At 75.0% G+C, this 3,255-nt stretch carries 2 protein-coding genes; one reads left to right on the top strand and one right to left on the bottom strand.

Going from position 1 to position 3,255, the window contains the following annotated elements; all coding sequences use genetic code 11:
- Positions 1 to 375 precede the first annotated feature (375 nt).
- A complete protein-coding gene (locus tag FOE67_RS20835; protein WP_182666370.1) occupies positions 376 to 1,752 on the bottom strand; it encodes a cystathionine beta-synthase in 1,377 nt (458 codons plus the stop codon).
- Positions 1,753 to 2,119: 367 nt separating this feature from the next.
- Between FOE67_RS20835 and FOE67_RS20830 the strand changes: the two genes are divergently transcribed.
- On the top strand, positions 2,120 to 3,217 hold the full coding sequence (locus FOE67_RS20830) for an SGNH/GDSL hydrolase family protein (protein WP_228474116.1): 1,098 nt from the start codon (positions 2,120 to 2,122) through the stop codon (positions 3,215 to 3,217).
- Positions 3,218 to 3,255: the final 38 nt, after the last annotated feature.

Raw genomic sequence — 3,255 nt, 5'->3', positions numbered from 1 at the left:
GAGGGGGCCCGCGGATCGGGGAGCCGGAACCGGCGGTGCGCGTGCGCGCGTCCGTCGCCGGGGAACCGGGACGGCCGCCGCGGGGCGGGGATGCGCCGCGGGGGATGCGGCGCGGAAAGATGTGGCGCGGGGACCGCCGCACCCCGGCGCGAGCGCCAGGGGCGGGACGACGGCGGTCCCCGCGGGGACGGTGATCGGGTCGGGATCACCGTCCGGGCGTCCATGGAGGTCCGGGAGCCGCTCCGGAGGTCCTTGACGCCGACACCCAGAACTCTGCCGGCCAGGTGTTAAGCGGGCATTGCCTCGCCGTGACGCCTCGGAATCGATTACCGGAGGCCCGGGCACCCGGCCCGCCGATCGACGGGAAACCGGGGGTCAACGGGCCATGAAGGCCAGCAGGTCCTGTCGGCTGACCACACCGGTGGGCTTGCCCTCCACCAGCACGATCGCCGCGTCGGCGGTGCCCAGCGCGGTCATCAGGTCGGCGATCGGCTCGCCCGCGCCCACCTGCGGCAGGGGGGCGCTCATGTGCTTCTCCAGCGGGTCGTCCAGGCCGGCCCGCTTGGCGAAGAGCGCCTCCAGCAGGTCGCGCTCCACGACCGAGCCCACCACCTCGGCGGCCATCACGTCGGGGTGTCCGGCACCGGGCTTGACCACCGGCATCTGGGAGACGCCGTACTCGCGCAGCACCTCGATGGCCTGTCCGACGGTCTCCTCGGGGTGCATGTGCACCAGCGAGGGCATCTCCCCCTGCTTGCGGTTCAGCACGTCGCCGACCCGGGTCTCGGGCTCGCCGCCCTCCAGGAAGCCGTAGTCGGCCATCCACTCGTCGTTGAAGATCTTGCTGAGGTAACCGCGACCGCCGTCGGGCAGCAGGACCACCACCACGGCGTCCGGGCCCAGCGGCCGGGCGACCTCCAGGGCGGCGGCCACCGCCATGCCGCAGGAGCCGCCGACGAGCAGACCCTCCTCGCGGGCGAGGCGGCGGGTCATCCGGAAGGAGTCGCGGTCCGAGACGGCGACGATGTCGTCGGCGATCTCCCGGTCGTAGGCGTCGGGCCAGAAGTCCTCGCCCACGCCCTCCACCAGGTACGGCCGGCCGGAGCCGCCGGAGTACACCGAGCCCTCGGGGTCGGCGCCGATGACCCGCACCCGGCCGTCGCTGACCTCCTTGAGGTAGCGGCCGGTGCCGCTGATGGTGCCGCCGGTGCCGATGCCGGCGACGAAGTGGGTGATCCGCCCCTCGGTCTGGTCCCACAGTTCGGGACCGGTGGTCTCGTAGTGGGAGCGGGGGTTGTTGGGGTTGCTGTACTGGTCCGGCTTCCACGCGTCGGGGATCTCCCGGACGAGGCGGTCGGAGACGTTGTAGTAGGAGTCGGGGTGCTCCGGATCCACCGCCGTGGGGCAGACCACGACCTCGGCCCCGTAGGCCCGCAGGACGTTGATCTTGTCGGTGGAGACCTTGTCGGGGCAGACGAAGACGCAGCGGTACCCCTTGCGCTGGGCGACGATGGCCAGGCCGACCCCGGTGTTGCCGGAGGTGGGCTCGACGATCGTGCCGCCGGGGCGCAGTTCCCCGGAGGCCTCCGCCGCCTCGATCATCCTCAGGGCGATGCGGTCCTTCACCGATCCGCCGGGATTGAAGTATTCGACCTTGGCGAGGACGGTGGCCTCGATCCCCTCCGTGACTCCGGTGAGTTTCAGCAGTGGGGTGTTGCCGACAAGGTCGATCATCGACTCGTGATACTGCACAGTGGTCTCCGCGGGTTCCGGGCGGGTCGTGTCCGCCCACTGGACAGCACTGTAGGGGGCCGGGGCGGGGCGCGGCCTCCCGCGCCACCGGGTGCCCCCGGGTGATCATGGGGGGAACGGGCACGCCCGAACGGTCCGGGACGGAACGGCCCGCGTGCCCGGGGCCGGCGCCGGCCGCGCGGAGGCGCCGGTCGGGTCGAGACGCGGGCGGGAGGCGGGGACGACGATGGCGGGTTCCGGGTTCGACAACGGGTTCGGCAGGGCTTTCGGCAGAACGTTCGACAGGGCCTCGGGGGCGGTGTTCCGTTCGGCGGGGGGCGCGACGGTCGGGGCACCGGCCCGCCGCACGGTGCGGCGGGTCGCCACGATGGCGGCGTACAGCGGCGGGGGCCTCGGACTGCTGGGCGGGGTGACGGTCGGTGTGCTGGTGACCGAGGCGCTGTTCGCCCGGCGGATCATCGGACTGAGTGAGGACGAGCCGCCGCCGGCCGACGGCGTCTACGGTCGCGAGTTCGCCGGGGCGGGGCACGCCGGCACGCCGTGGCGGCTGGGCTTCCTGGGCGACTCGACGGCGGCCGGTCTGGGGGTGCACCGGGCGGCGGAGACGCCGGGCGCGCTGCTGGCCACCGGGTTGGCCGCGGTCTCCGAGCGGCCGGTGCGGCTGCGGAACGTGGCGCTGTCCGGGGCGTCCTCGGAGGATCTGGACCGGCAGGTCTCCCTGCTCCTCGGCACCACCGGGGAGCGGGCGGACGCCGCCCCCGGCGCCGTTCCCCGCCCCGCCGCCGATGCCCCGGCCGCCGCCGAGGGGGTGCCGGACGTGTGCGTCATCATGATCGGCGCCAACGACATCACCACCCGCCTGCCGCCGGTGCGCGCGGTCGAACTGCTGGCGGCGGCCGTGCGCCGCCTCCGGGAGGCGGGCAGTCACGTGGTCGTGGGCACCTGTCCGGACATCGGCTCGGTGGAGCCGGTGGCGCCGCCGCTGCGCTGGGTGGCCCGCCGGTTGTGCCGACGGCTGGCGACCGCGCAGACCATCGCGACGGTGGAACTGGGGGGCCGGACGGTCTCCCTGGGGGATCTGCTGGGGCCCGAGTTCGCCGCGAACCCGCGCGAGATGTTCGGCCCGGACCGCTACCACCCCTCGGCCGAGGGGTATCGGGCGGCGGCCATGGCGCTCCTGCCCACCCTCTGCGCCTCGCTGGGGGTGTGGCCGGAGCCGGAGCGGGTGGAGCCGGCGCGCGGGGAATCGGTGCTGCGGGTGGCGGACGCCGCCGCGGCGGCCGTGGCGGAGAGCGGCAGCGAGGTGTTCGTCACCGAGCCCGCCGGGCCGGGAAGTCGCCGTCGGCGGCGGGCGCTGCTCAAGCACCGCCGGCAGCGTCGGGTGAGCGGGTCCGAGCCGGAGCCCGCCGACGTGCCGCCGGCCCGGGGCGCGTCGGCCGACGACGGGGCCGCCCCGGTGCCGTGAGCCGGTGGCGGGCCTCCCGTCCCGCCGGGGCCGGGGAA

The sequence above is a fragment of the Streptomyces calidiresistens genome, assembly GCF_014141525.1.
GTDB classification, from domain to species: domain Bacteria; phylum Actinomycetota; class Actinomycetes; order Streptomycetales; family Streptomycetaceae; genus Streptomyces; species Streptomyces calidiresistens.
This window is presented reverse-complemented; position numbering and strand designations above follow the sequence as displayed.

Coding starts and splice junctions, on each gene's coding strand:
- FOE67_RS20830 (WP_228474116.1), top strand. CDS start 2,120: ATGGCGGCGTACAGCGGCGGGGGCCTCGGACTGCTGGGCGGGGTGACG.